Genomic DNA, 17,274 nt, shown 5'->3' with positions numbered 1-17,274 from the left:
CGACGGTCAGTCGGGTGGTGGCTCCGCCAGTCGCTCCAGCTTGGCCAGACCAGCCCAGCCACGCTCACGCACCAGATCCAACAGCCGCTGCAACCGCGGGTCGGCCTCCACGGCCAGCGCGTCCAGAAGGTCGAACGGCAGATCGTCCTGCGCCACCTCACCGAGGTCGATCTGGCCGGAGGCGTACGCCTGCTCGGCCAGGCCAGCGATGAGGTCGGCGGCTTCCTCCAGACCCGCGTCGTCGCCGCCGTCGCTGTCGAAGATCCGGGACAGGATCTGGTACAGCCGAACGACCTGCGGATCGTCCAGCTGCGCGATCTTGCCGGGCATCCAGTCGCCCACCCGGTCGGGCCAGCGGGCCGCCATCAGGATCCAGCCGTCACGCTCACCCGTCACCACCCGCTCCGAGGCGCCGATCTCCCGGAGCCGGTCGAGATAGGTGATCACCTCGGGCGGCAGCGCCAGACGGTCCCCGGCGGCGAGTTGCGCGATCTGCTTGCGGCTGGCCTCCAGTCGTGCGATCTCGTCACCCAACCGCCTGTCGATCTCCTTGACCGCGGCGGCGAAGGTCGACGCGTCGGCCTCCAACAGCTGGCCGATCTGAGACAGCGGCACCCCGGCATTGGCGAGAATACGAATCCTGATGAGGGACACGACAGCCGTGGCGCCGTACCGCCGGTAGCCCGAGGCGTCCCGCTCGGGCTCCGGCAACAGGCCGATCTGGTGGTAGTGCCGCACCGCTCGCACCGTGACGCCGGCATAGGCCGCCAGTTGACTGATGGTCAGCATGCCCTGATCCTGCCCCCCGAGTCGCCCGGCCCCCTCGAATCCCGCTCAGGAGATCTTGCGGCGGTAGGTCAGGTTGGCGAACACGTAGGCCACGACGAGGATGCCGAGGCACCAGGCGAGGGCGCTCCAGATGCCGGTACCGACCGGCTCCTGGGCGAACAGGCTCCGGATCGCGTTGACGATGGCGGTCACCGGCTGATGTTCGGCGAAGGCGCGCACCGGGCCGGGCATCGACGCGGTGGGCACGAAGGCCGAGCTGACGAACGGCAGGAAGATCAGCGGGTACGAGAACGCGCTGGCGCCGTCCACGGATTTCGCGGTGAGGCCGGGGACCACGGCGATCCAGGTCAGCGCCAGGGTGAACAGGACCAGGATGGCGGCGACGGCGAGCCAACCCAGCACGCTCGTCCCCGTCCGGAAGCCCATGAGCAGGGCGACCAGGACGACGACCACCAGCGAGATCAGGTTGGCGACCAGCGAGGTCAGCACGTGCGCCCACAGCACCGAGGATCGCGCGATCGGCATGGACTGGAACCGTTCGAAGATGCCGCCCTGCATGTCCAGGAAGAGCCGGAAGGCGGTGTACGAGACACCCGAGGCGATCGTGATGAGCAGGATGCCGGGGAGCAGATAGTTCACGTACGACTCGGTACCGGTCTCGATCGCGCCGCCGAAGACGTAGACGAAGAGCAGCATGAAGGCGATCGGCATGACCGCGGTCGTGATGATGGTGTCCGGGCTGCGGGTGATGTGCCGCAACGAGCGGCCCAGCAGCACTCCGGTGTCGCCGAGGAAGTGCTTGTTCATCGTTGTTCCTTCTCCGTGTTGACGCCGACGAGGCTGAGGAAGACGTCCTCCAGGGTCGGCTGCTTCTCGACGTACTCCACCTCGGCGGGCGGGAGGCGCTGCTTCAGCTCGTTCAGGGTGCCGTTCACGATGATCCGTCCCTCGTGCAGGATCGCGATCCGGTCGGCGAGCTGTTCCGCCTCGTCGAGGTACTGGGTCGTGAGCAGCACTGTGGTGCCGCCCCGGGCGAGCTCCCTGACCGCCTGCCACACCTCGATGCGCGCCTCCGGGTCCAGGCCGGTCGTCGGCTCGTCGAGGAAGATGACCGGCGGGTTCCCGATCAGGCTCATCGCGATGTCCAGACGGCGGCGCATACCACCGGAGTACGTCCCCACCCGCCGGGTGCCCGCCTCGGTCAGCGAGAAGCGCCGCAGCAGGTCGTCGGCGATCGCACCCGGGTCCTTGAGGTGCCGCAGCCGGGCAACCAGGACCAGGTTCTCCCGCCCGGTGAGGACCTCGTCGACCGCCGCGAACTGCCCGGTGAGGCTGATCGACTCCCGTACCTTGGCGGCCTCGGAGGCCACGTCGTAGCCGACCACCCGGGCCGTCCCGCCGTCCGCCTTGAGGAGCGTGGCGAGGATCTTCACCACGGTGGTCTTGCCGGCCCCATTCGAGCCGAGCAGGGCGAAGATGCTGCCCCGCGCCACGTCGATGTCGACGCCGCGCAGCACCTTCAACTGCTTGAACGACTTCTCCAGGCCATGCACGTGGATCGCGGGCTGCTCGGCCTGAGCGGTGGTTGGCGGGATGCTCATGGCGTCAGCATGGAGGGTTGACGCAGCGTCAAGGTCAAGCCGGCCGTTTCGACTAGGCGTGCGTGACCCCGATTCTTTACTCCGATGTCACCACCCGATCCCACAGGTGCCGTGTCGCTGTTTGTCCGCGGGGGTTGGCTGCCAGTCGTCGCACTCGCCTTGATCAGGAGTTGATCCGCGTGCCTTCCTCACGTCGTACCTTCCTCGCCGGCGGCGCCGCCGCCGGCGTCGGCCTTGCCGTCGCGGGCGGCCTGCCCTCCCTGGCCCAGGCCAGCCCGGCCCGGCCGCACCCGCCGGTGAAGCCCGGTACCGCGCCGTTCCCGCCGCTCGTGGACGACCCCAAGGGAATCCTGGCCCTGCCCAAGGGCTTCAGCTACACCGTGGTCACCCGGACCGGCGTCACCCGGCTCGACCGCGGCCAGGGCGTCACCCCGTCGGACCACGACGGCATGGCCGTCTACGACGCCGGCCACGGCCGGTACACCCTGATCCAGAACCACGAGATCGACCCGGGTGCCGAGTTCGGCGTGCCGCACGTCAAGGGGACGGTCTACGACGCGGGCGCCGTCGACGCCGGCGGTTGCACCGTGATCAAGACCGACCGGGCGGGCCGCAACCTGGGCGAGTTCGTCGCCCTCTCCGGCACCATCTCCAACTGCGCCGGCGGGCCGACCCCCTGGGGCACCTGGCTCACCTGCGAGGAGACCGAGGACCGGGCCGGCGACACGTGGGAAGAGGACGGCCGGTCCGGCGTCTACCAGAAGGACCACGGCTACGTCTTCGAGGTGTGGGCCGACGGCAGCGCGGACCCCAAGCCGATCAAGTGCCTGGGCCGCTACTCCCACGAGGCCCTGGCGGTCGACAAGGACCGCACGAGGATCTACCTCTCCGAGGACGCCGACGGGCCCAACGGCCTCTTCTACCGCTGGACCGCGCCGCACGGCGTCAAGCTGGGCCCTGGGGTGCTCACCCGGCTCGCACCGAACGCCGGTGTCCTCGCCGCGATGCAGATCATCATGGATGACGGCTCAGTGCTGCCGGACGTCGCCTACCTGACCTCCGCCCAGCTGGGCCGCCCCTTCCCGGTCCGGTGGATCGAGGTGCCGGACCGGGACGCGCGCACCAAGTCGGTGCGCGAGCAGTTCGCTGACGGTCAGGTCACCCGCGGCCGCAAGTTCGAGGGTGTGTGGGGCACCGACGAGGGCGTGTACGTGGTCAACTCGTACGCCTGGGACGAGGGTGACCTGCCGGCGGACGCGGCACCGCACGACGGCATGGTCTGGTTCTACAACTACAAGAACGAAACCATCCAGCTGGTGACGTACTTCCCGCACCAGACCGCCTCCGAGGAGGGGTCACCGGTCAAGTACACCGACCTCACCTTCGACGGCCCGGACAACGTGACCGTCACCCCGTGGGGCAGCCTCGTGCTCGCCGAGGACGGCACGGGCGCCTCGCACGTGCTCAGCACGGTCCCGGGTGGCCCCACCTACGCGATCGCCCGCAACCAGCTCAACGACTCGGAGTTCTGCGGGCCGACCTTCAGCGCGGACGGCAAGGTGCTCTTCGTGAACATGCAGGACCCGGGCCTCACCCTGGCCATCACCGGTCCCTGGGAGAAGTACCTGGGCTGATCGAACTCGGCGGTGTGGGGGCCAGCCGGTCGCCTGGCCCCCACACCGCGTTCGGCTGCGCTCGGGTGATCGGAAGCCGCCCGGTGGATCCCGGCCACTCAGGCGAGGCAGAACTCGTTGCCCTCGACGTCCTGCATATTGAGGCATGACTCGTTCTCATCGTCGGCGAGCAACAGCTGCCCGCGAACCGCACCGAGGGCAACCAGTCGCGCGCACTCGGCTTCAAGAACGGCCAGGCGCTCATCACCCACGAGCCCGGTGCCGACCCGCACGTCGAGATGCACCCGATTCTTGACGACCTTGCCCTCGGGCACCCGCTGGAAGTACAGCCGCGGGCCCGCACCGGTCGGGTCGCTGCAGGCGAACCACGTTCCCTGCTCCTCGGGCGGCTGCGCGCGGTTGAAGTCGTCCCAGGTGGCGAACCCCTCCGGCGTCGGTGGCGGGACGTACCCCAACACCTCGCACCAGAAACGCCCGACTCGCTCGGGATCGGCGCAGTCGAAGGTAACTTGGACCTGCTTGACGGACATCTGTTCACCTTATGGGGTCGTGCTGCCGCCGCTTTTCGCCGGAGCCGGGGTTGCCGCGGCATCGGAGGCGGTTTGGTTGCTGCCCTGGGCTGTGGTCGCCGTGGCCGAGCGCAGCGACGACCGTGGCGAGCGTGACCCACAGTCCTCAGCGTGTGTTCCGTGGTCTGGGCGTCACCCCTGCGGCTTGAGCAGGAACGCCCCGCCAGCGATGAAGATGACGCCGAGGATGCGCATGGTGTAGCCACCGACGGACTTGACCCGTTCACTCGTCATGGCGTGCCTTCTGCCCGACGCGTCTCGATCGCGTAAACGACCCGGTGCGGATCAAGCCGCTCACTCCACCTTGGTGAGAAGTGGTTTCCCCTTCTCGACGACGTAGGTGGCCAGCTCGACCGCGATGCCGTCACCGATATTGCGTGCCTGGTGATGCACACCGTAGGGGACGGTCAGCGCGTCGCCGGGATTGCACACCACAGGCGGCTGGCCCGCAAGCCGATATTCCAGCGTTCCTTGCAGGACGCAGATGATTTCCTCGCCGGGGTGGAAATGCTTGAACGGTGGCGCATCCGGGGTGAACTCCACCCGAGTCTGAATGACCTCCCGCCCGGGGATGCTGAGGTCGTGACGTTGCAGATCGATCCGCCACAGCCCAGGTGCTGACTCCACCGCTGCGGGGCTGATCCCCGCAGGTCGATCCCTGGTGCTCATGACGGCCTCCTGTAAGCCGTCGGGCCGACGGCCACTACTCGGATGTGGTGCATCCCCGTCGAGGATAGGTAGCCGCGGACGATCAGGGGCGCGGACGCCGACACCGGGGGTCGATTCCGCGGAGCCGGCCTGCGTCGGGCGCGTAATCGGCTTGTGTGGTCTCCGGAGGCCCGCTTCGCTGTGGCCCGTGACCGACCTTCGTACGCCCCGACTGCGCTTGCACCCCATCGACACAGCAGAGGGTGAACGCATCGTCGGGCGGTGTGCCGGGGCCGGGGATGACGCGGCGGAGGCGCTCACCGCCCTGCTCAACCTCGCGACCGCAGCAGCCTTCGTTCGGTCATGTGGGCGCGCAACGTCTCGGCATCCTCGGCGGACATCAACCAGCGCGGGATCACGGTCGCCGGCATCCGTCCGACGTACACGACCCAGAACTCGCGGGCGTCGCGCACCTGGGTCACCCCGTCCCAGGCGATGCCGCCGGACTCCGAGCCGCTGCGCATCATGATGTTGTCATCGGTGATGTCGTAGGCGCCGTCGACGGCGTAGCGACCGGAGCGGCGGCGGGCGCGCGCCAGCACCCACGGCCGGTACAGCATCGACAGCACGCCAGCCACGACCAGCGTTGTCCATAGCGGTGCGCTGCGCTCACCCCACCCGAACCCCCGCGAGACGACGAGGCCGAGGACCCCGACCACCGCCAGGACCGCTCCGATATAGCCGAACCTGCGCAACCGAACGGTGCCGAGCGCAGCGGCGACCCGGCCCGGGTAGGCGGGATCGGCGGGGACGTCGAAACGGATGTGCACGCCAGAACGATAACTCCCGCCCCGGCTGGAGAGGCCCCGAGCAGGATGGTGCGGCAATCTGACACCCCGGACAGATCGAGTCGCTCGGCGGGCCGGTGCTTGCGGCACCGGCCCGCCGTGGGTGCGCGACGGCCCGGCGTGTAGGGGAGACTGGCGGGCATGGCTGACTTGAGCGATGCGAAGGCCGCGCTGCACCTCTACCTCCAGGGGAATCGCGACAACCTCATCTGGAAGCTCGACGGGCTCAGCGAACGCGAGGCCAGGCTGCCCCGCACGGCGACCGGTAACAACCTGCTGGGCGCGCTGAAGCACTGTCTCAACGTCGAAGCCGGCTACTTCGGGCCCACCTTCGGTCGCGAGTTCCCGACGCCCGAGGAGCTGGTCCCCATGGCGGCGTTCGAGGAGGACCCGCAGGCCGACTGGTACGCGCGGGAGGACGAGACGAAGGATGGGCTGATCGACCTGTATCGCCGGGTCGGGGCGTTCGCCGACCAGACGATCGACCAGCTACCGCTCGACGCACCCGGGAAGGTGCCGTGGTGGCAGCCCGGTAGGCAGGACGTGACGCTGCAGCGAATCATCATCCACGTCACCTGCGACCTCGCCCGCCACGCCGGGCACGCCGACATCATGCGCGAACAGCACGACGCGACGATCGGCCTGCGGCGGGACAACACCAACGTCCCCGACGACTACGACTGGCCGGCGTACGTCAGCAAGCTGACGAAGATCGCCGACCGCTTCGGATGACCGGGAAAGCCGTCGACGACCTCGACCAGATCGCGGCGACGTTCGTCGACACTCCACTGGCCGGGCTGCCGATCGGGCACGGCCCGTCGGGCGCCATCCTCGTCGGTGACGTCTGCCCGACCGTCTGCACGAGAGCAGGTGCCGTCCGCCGTTGCCGCGCGCGCTGCGGCCGGTCGCCGGGGCTCCGGGGCTCCGGGCCACGGCACCTGCTCGTCGGTGAGCCACCACAGGTGACGCTGAACGCCGTCTCCGGGACATTCGGGTCGCCCAGCCGCTGCTGATCCACCGCCACGAGACCCATGCCCCGCAGTGTCCGACACTGCCGGCACCGGTAGGGGTGGGCCGACCTGCCACATAGGATCGACGTACCCCGTACCGGATCGGAGGAGCGCCTTGCATGACCCTGCTTGAGCGTCTGCGCCGCGCCGGCATGCGCGAGGTCATCGCGGTGGATCCGGTGACGGGCGGCCTCGCGGCGCTCGCGGGCATCGCTACCCGCCGAAACGCGTCGTCGGTGTTCGTCAAGGCATTCGCCGATCCGCCGGCCGACGACGTCTTCGTCGCGGAGGCCGAGGGGTTGGCCGCGCTCCGCGAGCTCGGCGGGGTGACGACACCCGAGGTGATCCTGGCCGATCGGGACGTTCTGGTGTTGTCGCTGTTGCGCGCAAGGCCAGCCAGCGAAGTCTTCTGGGAGCAGTTCGCCCATCTGCTCGCCGGCCTGCACCTGAGCACGACCCATCCCCGCTTCGGATGGCACCGCGACAACTGGCTGGGTCGTCGCCGCCAGGTCAACACCTGGAACGACGACGGCCACGCATTCTTCGCACAGCACCGCCTGCTTCGCTGGCTCGATGAACCCCGCGTCGAGGCGGCACTCGACGCCGGAGACCGAGCGGCGCTGGAACGCCTCTGTCACCGGCTGCCCGACCTGCTGCCGGACCGGCCAGCGTGCCTGACGCACGGCGACCTGTGGGCTCAGAACATCCTGGCCACCCCGGACGGGCAGCCCGCGCTGATCGACCCGGCTGTCTCCTACACCTGGGCCGAGGTCGACCTCGCGCACGTGTGGTCGACCTCGCCCCCACCCGAGGCACAACGGATGTTCGAGGTCTACGCCGAGCTGACCTCGCTCGACCGCGACTGGAGAGCCCGCATGCCGATCATCCAGCTGCGACAACACCTCGCCGTACTGGCCCAGTTCGACGACGACTGGGGCGCCGCCGATCAGGTCCGTGCCGTCCTTGCCCCATTCCGGACTCGATCCTGACCAGAGGCTCGGCGGCCCGCCCGTCGACCAGGCATGGGGGTGGACCATGGCGCCTGAGGTGTCGCCGCGAAGGGCCAAGGCCGTGCTCGTCACGCTCTCCCTCGCCGCGTTCGCGTTCATCACGACCGAGCTGCTGCCCGTCGGCCTGCTGACCCACATCGCACCCGATCTAGACCGGTCCCGCTCGCAGGTGGGTCTGCTGGTCAGCGGGTACGCCGTCGTGGTCGTGTTGATGTCCGTGCCGCTGACCCGGCTGACCCAGCGGATCCCCCGGCGTCACCTGCTCGGCGTCACCATGCTCCTGTTCGCCGCCGCGAACGCCGCGGCGGCGCTGGCACCGACGTACGCCGCGCTGGCCGGCGCCCGCCTGGTGACCGCCCTCGCCCAGGCGCTGTTCTGGTCCATCGCCACGGCGACCGTGATCGGGCCGTTTCCGGTCGCCGTGCGCGGCCGGGTGGTGGCGCTGTTCGCGACCGGGGCGACGCTCGCCCCGGTGCTCGGCGTACCCATCGGCACCTGGCTGGGTCAGCAGGCCGGTTGGCGAGCGGCGTTCGCGGTGCTGGCCGGCGTCGGTCTGGCGATCGCCGCGGCGGTGCTCGTCCTCCTTCCCTCCTATCCCCCGGCTGCCGGGGGCGCCGCCCGGGGCATCGCGCCGGACCTGCGGGGCTTCGCCGTCCTGCTGATCGCGACCGCCCTCGGCATCGGCGGTTTCATGACCCTGCAGACCTACGTGACACCGTTCCTGCTCGACGTCAGCGGCTTCGCCGACGCGCTGCTGGCGCCGCTGCTGTTCGTCTCCGGGGTAGCCGGCGTCGTCGGCACCCTGACCGCGACCCGAACCCTGGACGCCTGGCCGATCGCTTCCCTACTGACCGCGCTCGGCATCGGCACCACCTCGCTGTTCGGCCTGTACGCGCTCGGCGCACTCCGGCCCGGCACGATCGTGCTCCTCGCCGGAATCGGCCTCGCGTACGCGGCGTTCGGCTCGGCCGTGCAGAACCGGATGCTGCACCTGGCCCCGGGCAGCACCGACATCGCGTCCGCCGGCGTGGGGACCGCCTTCAACGTCGGCATTGCCGGTGGCTCGCTGCTCGGTGGTGCTCTGCTGTCCGCCTCGGGGGCACGCCCGCTGGCGCTCGTCGGCGGGTCGCTGACCCTGGTCGCCTTCACGCTGCTCGCCGTAGACACGCGACGTGGCCATGCCGCCGGCCGCAACCAGGGCGACACTCGCAGTGCCGGCCGGTCAGCGGCTACGCCGATACCGAAGCCGACCCGCGCGGGGTCCGACCCGGGTCGTTGATCCGGTGACAGCACTGCGTCCTAGCGCAGGGCCGCGGGCCTGGGTCTCGGCTGGCAACTGACACGGAAGATGGGCGACCACGCGAATCGAGGTGCCGCGCGGCCGACTACGGCGAGGTCGAAGGCTTCGCCTTCTGTGGGTGGATCGTCTCGTGTCGGGCCAGCATGGCGACGAACTCGCCGATCTTGCGCTCGCGGGTCTGCGCCCGCTTCACCGCGTTGAGGCGGTGGGTGAGAGCGAATCGGTTGGCGCTGGTCAGCACGTCGAACATGGCCTGGGCGGCGGGGTTGGCGGCGATGGCGGCGAGGAGGTCGGCCGGGACCTCGGCTTCCGAGGGCGGGGCGTAGGCCGCCTCCCACCGCCCGTCCGCCTTCGCGGCTTCCACCGCGAGGCGACCTGGCGGCAGCATCCGCCCCTGCTCCTCCAACCGGGCCACGTTGGCGACGTTGCGTTGGGACCAGGAACTGCGGGGGCGACGTGGGGTGAACCGGATCCAGGACGTCTCGTGATCCCGTTTACGGGCCTGCCCGTCGATCCAGCCGAAACACAGGGCCTCGTCGACCGCCTGCTGCCAGGTCAGGGTCGTGACCGTGCCGCCCTTCTTGGTCAGGGCGAGCCAGACACCAGGCGACGTGGCGTGGTTTGCCGACAACCAGGCACGCAACCCGTCGGCATCCGCGACGATCAACTCATCCAGCTCTGCGCTCCCCATGACGGCAGACTATCGCTGCGCCGTCGCCGCAGCCCCGGCCCGCTGGCCAGGCGGAGTCGCCTGCGGCCGGAATACCTTGCGGTAGGCGCCCGGCGTGACGCCGACGAGTTGGCCGAACTGAGATCGGAAGTTGCTCGTCGTGGGGAACGCGGTCTGGGCAGCGATCCGATCGACGGTGTGGTCGGACGTTTCGAGCAGGTCCTGCGCGTGACGGATGCGTAACCCGGTGGGGCTCTGCCCTGTCTCGTCCTTGGATCGACGGGTCAGCGTACGCACGCTCGTGCCGGCTGCGGCCGCGATGTCCGCGAGGGTGAGGTCCCGGTACGCGTTCGCCTCGATCCACGAGAGCACTCGGTGCAGAGCCGACGTCCGGTAGGTTGCCCGGTTCCGAACGATGTACTGCGCCTGCCCTCCTGCCCGGTGCAGCGGCGCGACGGCGAGGCGGGCGGCGTCCGCCGCGACGGCCGTTCCGTAATCGTGATGAGCGGACGGCACCGAATCTGGCTGCTCGCCCTCATCCCCGGGATCGGCGGTCTCCTCGCGACGCGTGTCGCGTCGATGGAGCAGTTCGATCGGCGGACGGTGCACGACGGGCGGTAGGCCGAGCGGGTGGCCGGATCGCGGCGCCACGGTCACCATCTGAGGTCCACGGAATCCGGATGGAAGGCAACCGCCGTGCGAGCGGCCGGGCGGCGGGACAGCAGGTATCCGGTCAGGGCGGCGGCGAGGCCGGCGAGCCCGGCCGCCGCGAAGCCGCCCGCCGGCACGGAGAGGTCGATCGCCACTCCGACGAGCGGGGAACCGAGCGCGAACCCGGCGCTCTGCGCTGACGATTGCAGCCCGATCACCTCACCGCGCACGGCGGGTGGCGCCAGCCGGCTCACCGCGTCCGCCACCGTCCCCAGGGTCGGCGCGGTGAGCAGCCCACTGCCGACGACTGCCACGCAGAGCCACGGCCAGTCGTGGGCGAGCCCGGCCGGGATCGTCGCCAGCCCGAGCAGGCCGAGCAGCAGCCAGGTGGGCAGCGGCCGGGTCAGCGCTCCGTAGATCAGTCCGCCGACGACGGAGGACACGCCGAACACCACGACGACCACGGCGGCCCAGGACACCTGGCCTACTTCTCGCAGCGTGGCCACGATGGCGAGGTCGACGCCGCTGAGCAGCGTCGTCGTGCCGAACGCCATGGTCAGCGCGGCGATCATCTTGGCGCCCAGCCACTGCCTGCGTGGGGGTCGTTCCGCCGCGGCGGCATCCGCCTCGTCCGCCGCGCGCATCGGCGGGTTGACCAGGGCGATGCCGACGCCGCCGGCCAGGATCGCGGCCCCCACCCCCCACGCCACCACCTCGGGGGACAACGTCGCCGCGCCCAGGATCACCACCGCCGGCCCCACGATGTACGACAACTCGCCCTGCACCGACTCCAGCGCGAACGCGGCCCGGCGCTGCTCCGCCGTCGTCATCGCGGCGATCGCCTGCCTGCTGACCGCCTGGGCCGGCACCATGAGCAGACCCGCCACGAAGCTGGCGACCAGCAGGATCGAGTAGGGCAGGATCGGCACGCTCAGCCAGAACACGACCTGCACCAGGACGGTCACCAGCAGCACGCTGCGCAGGCCCCGCGAGTCGATCATGCGGCCGAGCAGGGGTCCGCCGAGCGCGACGCCGGCGGTGAGGGCCGCCGCGACGCCGCCCGCTGCCGCGTAGCTCAGCTCCAGGCCCAACACGACATACAGCGTCAGGGCCATCACATCGGCCGTTATCGCGGTGCGGGCGAGCAGCGACACGCCCAGCAGCGGCGCCATCCCTGGCACCGTGAGCACCTGTCGATATCCGGCCACCTCACGGACGCTAATTCACTCCCCCTCCCATAAGTAGTGGTTAATTTGTTGCGGCTGGCATAATGAGCGCTTATGGCTAGGGATCTCGAAACCGCCCTGCTGCGGTCGTTCGTCGCCTCCGTGCGCGAAGGCAGCATCAGCCGCGCCGCGAGCGCGCTCGGGCAGACCCAGCCCGCACTGAGCCAGCAGTTGCGCAGGTTGGAGGGCGTCGTCGGCCGTCCACTGCTGCACCGCTCGCCGTCCGGCGTCTCGCCGACCCGGGCGGGGGAAGAGCTTCTGCCGTACGCCGAACGCATCCTCTCGCTCTCCGCGCAGGCGCTCACCGAAACCGGACGCGCGCTCACCGGCCACTGTGGCGTCGGGCTGCTCGAAGACCTCGCCGCGTCTCAGCTGTCGCAGGCTCTCGCCGACCTCGCCCGGCTGCACCCCGGCGCGACGTTGGAGGTGCTCACCTACTCGAACGCCGCCATGCGGGAGGCCTACGACGCCGGCCGCGTCCAACTCGTCCTCGATGCGGTGCCGGACATTCCGGGGCCACCACGCTGGACGGTGCGCTGCCCGCTGGTCTGGGCGATCGGCCAGGGCGTGGACGTCACCGCCGATCCGCTGCCGGTGGTGCTGTTCTCGAACCCGTGCTTCTGGCGCACCTCGGTGCTGGAAGCCTTGGAACGGGCCGGTCGGCGTTGGCAGGTGACCTTCGAGAGCAACAGTCTGGTCGGGGTGCTCGCCGCGGTACGGGCCGGGCTCGGCGTCTCGGCGCTCATGCCCGCGAACCTCGAACCGGGCATGGCCCGCCACGACGCGGACGCCCTGCCCGTCCTGCCGGACGTCGAGCTGGGTCTCGCCCGGCACCCACGGACCGAGGGCGATCCGCTGATCGATGCCGTGGAGACCGTGCTCCGGCGCATCGTCTGAGCGCGCGCCCCGATCGTTGGGCAGGCGGTCACCCACTCCCCCCGCCGACGACCGCCATCATGATCAGAGTGCGTCGCCGGCGTCGACTCATCAGCGCGAAGCAGGCGGTGAGGGCCACCCGGGGGCCCAGCGCGGCACCCCGCCAGGCACCGGCACGTGCGACCGGTCGAGCCGCACCGCCGCGCCGTGCTCAGCGTGGGCGGTGGCACCGATGCGTCGGTGGTCGGTCGGCTCGACCGTCCACAGGCCCGCGCTGGTGCGGATCTCGCCGCACCGCCAGGTCCAGCCGGTACGCAGCGAGGCGCGCGCCCCGGCACCGGACGTGGGCGAGGCGGCCGACGGCGCCGCGGCGATCACCGCCGTGGATCAGCACCTGCCCGACGTGGTGCTGATGGATATCCGGATGCCCGGCGTCAACGGCATCACCGCCACCGAGCGGCTGCGCCGCCGGCACCGCCCATCCGAGATCATCATGATCACCACGTTCGACACCGACGAGCACGTGCTGCGGGCCCTCCGAACCGGCGCCAGCGGCTTCCTGCTCAAGGACACCCCGCCGGAGCGGATCAGCCAGGCGGTCCGCGCGGTCGCGGCCGGCAACCCTGGCAGCGCGTTGCATAGCGCGGTCAGCGGCTGACGGTCGTAGGGTTCTGGTATGGCACAACGACTTGTCAGCGTGTGGCAACCGTTCTTCCTCGCTAGCGAGAGTCGAGGCGCGGCCATCGATGCCGCGACCGAGTTGGAAGACCTCGGATACTCCCGGATCTGGTTCTCCGGCGGTTTCGGAGAAAACGTCGCCCCCCGCTTCCGGGAGATCCTGGACGGGACCAAGCGCATCGGGGTCGCGTCGGGGATCGTGAGCATCTGGCACTCGTCGCCTGCCGAGGCGGCGGCGTTCGCCCAGGACGCGGAACAGGCGCATTCCGGCCGGTTCCTGCTCGGCGTCGGCGCCAGCCACGCGGTGGTGGTGGAGGGCAGCGGCACCGACTACCGCAAGCCGTACTCGAGAATGGTGCAGTACCTGGACGGCCTCGACGGGGCCGGGCTTCCTCCCGAGCGACGCATCCTGGCCGCCCTGGGCCCGCGGATGCTCGAACTCTCTCGCGACCGATCCGCCGGGGCGCACCCGTACTTCGTTCCCGCCGAGCACACCGTCGAGGCCCGGGCGGCGATCGGGCCCGACCGGTTACTCGCGCCCGAGATCGCGGTGGTCCTCGACGCGGACGCCGCCACCGCACGCGCCACCGCACGGCAGTACGCGAGCGGCTACCTGGCACTGCCGAACTACACCAACAACCTAAGGCGATTCGGCTGGACCGACGAGGACTTCGCCGCGGGTGGCAGCGACCGCCTCATCGACGCCCTGATCCCGTGGGGCACCGTCGAACAGGTAGCGGCCGGGCTGGAGAAGCACTACCAGGCCGGCGCGGACGAGGTGGCGATCCAGGTGCTCAACGGCGGCGACGCCGCGACCTTCCCCTCCGACGCGTTCCGCGCTCTCGCCGCGGTCCTGATCTGACTCGCGAAGCACGGGGTCGGCTTGCCGCGACAGGCCCGGCGCGGGCTCAGTCGATGTGGTCGAGGCCGGTCAGTTCGGCCGATAGCGCCCACAGGCGGGCTGCCGCGCTGCTGTCTGTCGGGCTGCTGTCTGTCGGGCTGCCGCCGGCGATGTGGCAGTCCACGCAGTAGTCGCCGCCGCTCGTGTCGAGCTCGGGTGACGTGGCGGCCCAGACCTGGGTCGCCGCGCCCTGCTCGACGGTCTTGAACAGGCCCGGCGCGGGCGTTCCGGCCACGTCGACCCAGCCGGCGGCGACCATCTCCTCGACTGCGAGGTGTCGTTGCAGAGGGGTGAGGATCCAGCCCGGGTTGACGGAGAACGCGCGGACGCCGTGCGGTCTGCCGAGCAGGTCGAGGTGGCGGGCGAACAGGATGTTCGCGAGCTTGGACTGGGTGTAGGCCTCCCACTTGTCGTAGCCGCGCTCGAACTGCACGTCGTCCCACCGGATACGCCACGCCGGGTCGCGCCCGGAGGCCACCGAGACGACACGAGCCGTGTCGGGGGCGGTGAGCGCGGGCCACAGCAGGTTCGCCAGCGCATAGTGGCCAAGGTGGTTGATCGCGAAGTGCGCTTCCCAGCCGCCGGGTCCAACCCGTCGCTCCGGACCGGCCATGATGCCGGCGTTCGCGATCAGGATGTCGAGGGTGGGGTGGCTGGATAGGAACCGTTCGGCGAACGCGCGGACGGAGGCGAGGTCGGCGAGATCGAGCTGGTCGACCTCGACGCCGGCTATGTCGGCGAGTGCCAGCTGCGCCGCGTCCGGCCGCAGAGCTGGTACGACGACCCGAGCCCCGGCCTGAGTGAGCGCGCGGGTCGTGGCGAGACCGAGGCCGGAGTAGCCGCCCGTGACGAGGGCGGTCTTGCCGGTGAGGTCGATTCCGGCGAGGACGTCGCCGATCGTGCTGTGGGCACCGAACGTGGTGTGGGTCGTGTCGCTGCTCATGCCATGGACGCTAGATGCTAGACCGAGGTCTAGGTCAACGGGCTACGGTCGACGCCATGGCGGACAGGGGCCTGAGCATCGGGCAGGTGGCGCAGCGGACCGGGATGAGCGTGCACACCTTGCGGCTCTACGAACGTAAGGGCTTGTTGGCCAGCGAGGTGCGACGGGACGGGTCCGGCAGGCGCGTCTACAGCGCCTGGGACGTCGAGTGGCTGGCGAACTGCGTGAAGTTCCGGGCCTCCGGGATGCCGCTCACGGCGATCAGCCGCCTGGCCCAGCTCGTCCGCGAGGGCAGCGGCAACGAGGCCGAACGGCTCAAGCTGCTCCGCGAACACCAGCACCGCATCACCGAGCAGCTCACGCAACTGCACGACTGCCTCGAGCTCATCAACGTCAAGGTGGCCAGCTACGAACACCATCTCGCCACCGGCGCCTCTGGTGATCCCTGGCAACTGCAACCCCGGCCCGCCCCGAAAGACGACACCCACCAGCTGGGCTGACGAACTGCCAGCGTCATTGTGCGGTGCTGGCTGGTCGCGGCCATTCGGGCGATGGGTTGTGCTGCCTGCTTGGTGGGTCAACCGCTGATCGCTCGCGAGTTCGCCGCAGACATCGGTCTTCGGCCTGCCGCTGAGCCACGTGGTGCCTCACGTCTCGTGGTGGACAGCCGACACCAGAGCACGAAGTAGCTGACTGTGACCTTGAAGTCACTGCGAGAACACTCCTCCCCGACAATGTTCCCGTCGAATGGAGGAACACATGCGTCTCCGATCGTTCGTCACCGCGGCGCTGGCCGCCGTGCTTGCCGCCGGTGCACTCGCGCCGGCGACACCAACTGCGGCGGCCACTGCCGACCGCTGGGGCTTCGCGTACGTCAAAGACCCCACCGTGCCGGTCTGGACCGTGCTGGACACCAGCCGGCAGTGGGGTAGTTGGAAGACCACGTTCCCGGCCGCCTGGGCCGATGGCGTCAAGCTCGCGCCCGGCCGGTTCCAGGTCCGCTTCCCGCAGGTGGGTGCCAGCTCGCGGGGCGTGCCGCACGTGACCCCGGTGAACCGGACCGGGCACTACTGCGAGGTGGTTCGCTGGTTCCAGTCCGGCGCTGACGAGATCGTCGACGTGCAGTGCCACAAGCCCGGCGGGACGCGCGAGGACACCCCGTTCACCGTGCTCTGGACGACCAGCTCGGGCGTGCTGCCGGCCGGCACCTCGCACGCGTACGTGCAGTGGGGCGGCGGCGTGGTGGCGCAGTCGTACAACTCGACGGGCGTCGTGAACACGGTCGGGCCGTTGGGCGTCGGGCAGTACCTGGTGCGGCTACCCGGGGTGGGGCTGGCCGGAGTGCTCGCCGGCAACGTGCAGGTCACCGCGGTTCAGCCAAACGCCGGTCCCCGCCGGTGCAAGGTCAACTCCTGGAGCGCGGTCGGCAGCGACGTGCAGGTGTACGTCTTCTGCTACGACCAGGCCGGCGCGTTCATCAACACGGACTTCGTCCTCTCGTACCACCGTCGGCGTCCGGTGATCGGCTCCCTCGCGCCACCGTCGCACTTCGGCTACCTGGGTACCGCCGTCGGCGGTCCGACCAACGACAACTCGGTGCTCGGCGTCGGCGCGAACACGGTGGCACCGCTGGCGCCCACCGGCCGCTACCTGGCGACCTTCCCGCAGGTCGGCATCAAGGAGACGCACGCCCAGGTGGTGGCGCAGGGCGCCGGCAGCAACTACTGCCACCTCACCCAGCCCTGGACGTACACCACCGACGCCGACGTCGACGTGATCTGCTTCGACAACACCGGCGCGGTCACCCCACACCGCTTCCTGGCCACCTTCACCTCCCGACTCTGACTCCGCGCCGTGCCGGCGGTGGCCGTTCTCAGGTCGCCGCCGGCACGACGGATGCGGGGGCGGGCCTCGTGCAGG

Annotated in this window: 18 protein-coding genes and 2 pseudogenes; 10 read left to right on the top strand and 10 right to left on the bottom strand. The window is 70.2% G+C overall.

Translation table 11 applies throughout. The annotated features are described in order from the left end of the window. Positions 1 to 6: 6 nt before the first annotated feature. The 3 genes from ACIBF8_RS03465 to ACIBF8_RS03455 are packed head-to-tail and all read right to left on the bottom strand — an operon-like array spanning position 7 to position 2,390. Positions 7 to 789, bottom strand: a complete 783-nt coding sequence (locus ACIBF8_RS03465) for a MerR family transcriptional regulator (RefSeq protein WP_396780743.1) — start codon at positions 787 to 789, stop codon at positions 7 to 9. Positions 790 to 834: 45 nt separating this feature from the next. Next, positions 835 to 1,596, bottom strand: a complete 762-nt coding sequence (locus tag ACIBF8_RS03460) for an ABC transporter permease (protein WP_396780742.1) — start codon at positions 1,594 to 1,596, stop codon at positions 835 to 837. Beyond that, positions 1,593 to 2,390, bottom strand: a complete 798-nt coding sequence (locus ACIBF8_RS03455; RefSeq protein WP_396780741.1) for an ABC transporter ATP-binding protein — start codon at positions 2,388 to 2,390, stop codon at positions 1,593 to 1,595. The genes ACIBF8_RS03460 and ACIBF8_RS03455 overlap by 4 nt, the downstream gene beginning before the upstream one ends. A gap of 179 nt (positions 2,391 to 2,569) precedes the next feature. On the opposite strand from ACIBF8_RS03455, the gene ACIBF8_RS03450 reads away from it, so the two are divergent. Continuing rightward, positions 2,570 to 4,024 (top strand): alkaline phosphatase PhoX, encoded by a 1,455-nt coding sequence (locus ACIBF8_RS03450; protein ID WP_396780740.1) that lies wholly within the window; start codon positions 2,570 to 2,572, stop codon positions 4,022 to 4,024. Positions 4,025 to 4,122: 98 nt separating this feature from the next. On the opposite strand, the gene ACIBF8_RS03445 is transcribed toward ACIBF8_RS03450, so the two are convergent. From ACIBF8_RS03445 to ACIBF8_RS03435, 3 genes are all read right to left on the bottom strand, one after another. Next, positions 4,123 to 4,554, bottom strand: coding sequence for a VOC family protein (locus ACIBF8_RS03445; protein ID WP_396780739.1), 432 nt, complete (start codon positions 4,552 to 4,554; stop codon positions 4,123 to 4,125). A 333-nt stretch (positions 4,555 to 4,887) separates the two neighbouring features. Continuing rightward, a complete protein-coding gene (locus ACIBF8_RS03440) occupies positions 4,888 to 5,262 on the bottom strand; it encodes a cupin domain-containing protein (protein ID WP_396780738.1) in 375 nt (124 codons plus the stop codon). A gap of 308 nt (positions 5,263 to 5,570) precedes the next feature. Further along, on the bottom strand, positions 5,571 to 6,071 hold the full coding sequence (locus ACIBF8_RS03435) for a YcxB family protein (RefSeq protein WP_396780737.1): 501 nt from the start codon (positions 6,069 to 6,071) through the stop codon (positions 5,571 to 5,573). 159 nt (positions 6,072 to 6,230) lie between these two features. Here ACIBF8_RS03435 and ACIBF8_RS03430 point away from each other — a divergent pair, with 159 nt between their 5' ends. From ACIBF8_RS03430 to ACIBF8_RS03415, 4 genes are all read left to right on the top strand, one after another. Further along, a complete protein-coding gene (locus ACIBF8_RS03430) occupies positions 6,231 to 6,821 on the top strand; it encodes a DinB family protein (protein WP_396780736.1) in 591 nt (196 codons plus the stop codon). Next, positions 6,818 to 7,102 carry a hypothetical protein gene (locus ACIBF8_RS03425; RefSeq protein WP_396780735.1) on the top strand — a complete coding sequence of 95 codons (285 nt, stop codon included), beginning with the start codon at positions 6,818 to 6,820 and terminating at the stop codon, positions 7,100 to 7,102. The genes ACIBF8_RS03430 and ACIBF8_RS03425 overlap by 4 nt, the downstream gene beginning before the upstream one ends. Before the next feature lie 116 nt (positions 7,103 to 7,218). Then, positions 7,219 to 8,088 (top strand): fructosamine kinase family protein, encoded by an 870-nt coding sequence (locus ACIBF8_RS03420; RefSeq protein WP_396780734.1) that lies wholly within the window; start codon positions 7,219 to 7,221, stop codon positions 8,086 to 8,088. Positions 8,089 to 8,134: 46 nt separating this feature from the next. Beyond that, the gene (locus ACIBF8_RS03415) at positions 8,135 to 9,388 is read left to right on the top strand and encodes an MFS transporter (RefSeq protein ID WP_396780733.1); all 1,254 of its coding nucleotides are present in this window, start codon (positions 8,135 to 8,137) and stop codon (positions 9,386 to 9,388) included. A 106-nt stretch (positions 9,389 to 9,494) separates the two neighbouring features. Here the strand turns inward: ACIBF8_RS03415 and ACIBF8_RS03410 are convergent, their stop codons facing one another. The 3 genes and pseudogenes from ACIBF8_RS03410 to ACIBF8_RS03400 all read right to left on the bottom strand — a co-directional run bounded on the left by ACIBF8_RS03410 (position 9,495) and on the right by ACIBF8_RS03400 (position 11,938). After that, on the bottom strand, positions 9,495 to 10,100 hold the full coding sequence (locus tag ACIBF8_RS03410) for a YdeI family protein (RefSeq protein ID WP_396780732.1): 606 nt from the start codon (positions 10,098 to 10,100) through the stop codon (positions 9,495 to 9,497). A gap of 9 nt (positions 10,101 to 10,109) precedes the next feature. After that, positions 10,110 to 10,583: pseudogene (locus ACIBF8_RS03405) on the bottom strand (helix-turn-helix domain-containing protein); the annotation flags it as partial. A gap of 149 nt (positions 10,584 to 10,732) precedes the next feature. Then, positions 10,733 to 11,938: an MFS transporter gene (locus ACIBF8_RS03400; protein ID WP_396780731.1), complete on the bottom strand. Its 1,206-nt coding sequence runs from the start codon at positions 11,936 to 11,938 to the stop codon at positions 10,733 to 10,735. A gap of 72 nt (positions 11,939 to 12,010) precedes the next feature. Between ACIBF8_RS03400 and ACIBF8_RS03395 the strand changes: the two genes are divergently transcribed. The 3 genes and pseudogenes from ACIBF8_RS03395 to ACIBF8_RS03385 all read left to right on the top strand — a co-directional run bounded on the left by ACIBF8_RS03395 (position 12,011) and on the right by ACIBF8_RS03385 (position 14,372). Next, a complete protein-coding gene (locus tag ACIBF8_RS03395; RefSeq protein WP_396780730.1) occupies positions 12,011 to 12,853 on the top strand; it encodes a LysR family transcriptional regulator in 843 nt (280 codons plus the stop codon). A 322-nt stretch (positions 12,854 to 13,175) separates the two neighbouring features. Next, positions 13,176 to 13,451, top strand: a pseudogene (locus ACIBF8_RS03390) (response regulator transcription factor); the annotation flags it as partial. Between the two features lie 57 nt (positions 13,452 to 13,508). Then, positions 13,509 to 14,372, top strand: a complete 864-nt coding sequence (locus tag ACIBF8_RS03385; RefSeq protein ID WP_396780729.1) for a TIGR03620 family F420-dependent LLM class oxidoreductase — start codon at positions 13,509 to 13,511, stop codon at positions 14,370 to 14,372. Positions 14,373 to 14,418: 46 nt separating this feature from the next. Here ACIBF8_RS03385 and ACIBF8_RS03380 read toward each other — a convergent pair whose 3' ends face one another. After that, positions 14,419 to 15,354 carry an oxidoreductase gene (locus ACIBF8_RS03380; RefSeq protein WP_396780728.1) on the bottom strand — a complete coding sequence of 312 codons (936 nt, stop codon included), beginning with the start codon at positions 15,352 to 15,354 and terminating at the stop codon, positions 14,419 to 14,421. A gap of 56 nt (positions 15,355 to 15,410) precedes the next feature. Here ACIBF8_RS03380 and ACIBF8_RS03375 point away from each other — a divergent pair, with 56 nt between their 5' ends. Together ACIBF8_RS03375 and ACIBF8_RS03370 are read left to right on the top strand one after the other, a co-directional pair. After that, complete coding sequence (locus ACIBF8_RS03375; protein ID WP_396780727.1) at positions 15,411 to 15,854, top strand: MerR family transcriptional regulator; 444 nt, start codon at positions 15,411 to 15,413, stop codon at positions 15,852 to 15,854. Between the two features lie 259 nt (positions 15,855 to 16,113). Further along, positions 16,114 to 17,199 carry a hypothetical protein gene (locus ACIBF8_RS03370; RefSeq protein ID WP_396780726.1) on the top strand — a complete coding sequence of 362 codons (1,086 nt, stop codon included), beginning with the start codon at positions 16,114 to 16,116 and terminating at the stop codon, positions 17,197 to 17,199. Positions 17,200 to 17,274: the final 75 nt, after the last annotated feature.

The sequence above is a fragment of the Micromonospora sp. NPDC050276 genome, assembly GCF_044459545.1.
Lineage (GTDB): Bacteria > Actinomycetota > Actinomycetes > Mycobacteriales > Micromonosporaceae > Micromonospora.
The sequence above is the reverse complement of the archived record's forward strand: the minus strand, read 5'-3'. Positions and strand labels throughout refer to the sequence as shown.

Coding starts and splice junctions, on each gene's coding strand:
- ACIBF8_RS03465 (WP_396780743.1), bottom strand. CDS start 789: ATGCTGACCATCAGTCAACTGGCGGCCTATGCCGGCGTCACGGTGCGA.
- ACIBF8_RS03460 (WP_396780742.1), bottom strand. CDS start 1,596: ATGAACAAGCACTTCCTCGGCGACACCGGAGTGCTGCTGGGCCGCTCG.
- ACIBF8_RS03455 (WP_396780741.1), bottom strand. CDS start 2,390: ATGAGCATCCCGCCAACCACCGCTCAGGCCGAGCAGCCCGCGATCCAC.
- ACIBF8_RS03445 (WP_396780739.1), bottom strand. CDS start 4,554: ATGTCCGTCAAGCAGGTCCAAGTTACCTTCGACTGCGCCGATCCCGAG.
- ACIBF8_RS03440 (WP_396780738.1), bottom strand. CDS start 5,262: ATGAGCACCAGGGATCGACCTGCGGGGATCAGCCCCGCAGCGGTGGAG.
- ACIBF8_RS03430 (WP_396780736.1), top strand. CDS start 6,231: ATGGCTGACTTGAGCGATGCGAAGGCCGCGCTGCACCTCTACCTCCAG.
- ACIBF8_RS03425 (WP_396780735.1), top strand. CDS start 6,818: ATGACCGGGAAAGCCGTCGACGACCTCGACCAGATCGCGGCGACGTTC.
- ACIBF8_RS03420 (WP_396780734.1), top strand. CDS start 7,219: ATGACCCTGCTTGAGCGTCTGCGCCGCGCCGGCATGCGCGAGGTCATC.
- ACIBF8_RS03415 (WP_396780733.1), top strand. CDS start 8,135: ATGGCGCCTGAGGTGTCGCCGCGAAGGGCCAAGGCCGTGCTCGTCACG.
- ACIBF8_RS03410 (WP_396780732.1), bottom strand. CDS start 10,100: ATGGGGAGCGCAGAGCTGGATGAGTTGATCGTCGCGGATGCCGACGGG.
- ACIBF8_RS03395 (WP_396780730.1), top strand. CDS start 12,011: ATGGCTAGGGATCTCGAAACCGCCCTGCTGCGGTCGTTCGTCGCCTCC.
- ACIBF8_RS03385 (WP_396780729.1), top strand. CDS start 13,509: ATGGCACAACGACTTGTCAGCGTGTGGCAACCGTTCTTCCTCGCTAGC.
- ACIBF8_RS03380 (WP_396780728.1), bottom strand. CDS start 15,354: ATGAGCAGCGACACGACCCACACCACGTTCGGTGCCCACAGCACGATC.
- ACIBF8_RS03375 (WP_396780727.1), top strand. CDS start 15,411: ATGGCGGACAGGGGCCTGAGCATCGGGCAGGTGGCGCAGCGGACCGGG.
- ACIBF8_RS03370 (WP_396780726.1), top strand. CDS start 16,114: ATGCGTCTCCGATCGTTCGTCACCGCGGCGCTGGCCGCCGTGCTTGCC.